Here is a 247-nt window from a genome sequence, read left to right on the forward strand (position 1 = left end):
CCCGCTACCGCATGCCGCGTTTCAACAATCGCAAGCGTCCACAAGGTTGGCTTGCGCCTAGTCTTCAACACCGAGTCGTGACAACTCTGACGTGGGTAAATCGATTGAAGCGTTTCTGCCCCATTAGCACTATCTCAATGGAACTTGTCCGTTTTGATACCCAACTGATGCAAAACCCAGAAATCTCTGGTGTCGAGTATCAACAGGGAGAGTTGGTGGGGTATGAAGTCCGAGAATACCTTCTAGA

Annotated in this window: 1 protein-coding gene; it reads left to right on the forward strand. The window is 49.8% G+C overall.

The window, feature by feature from the left end:
* A partial coding sequence (locus LKK83_RS00240) for an RRXRR domain-containing protein (RefSeq protein ID WP_324628744.1) occupies positions 1–247 on the forward strand: 247 nt, incomplete at both ends.

It is taken from the genome of Phormidium sp. CCY1219 (assembly GCF_035615515.1).
GTDB lineage: Bacteria > Cyanobacteriota > Cyanobacteriia > Cyanobacteriales > Laspinemataceae > CCY1219.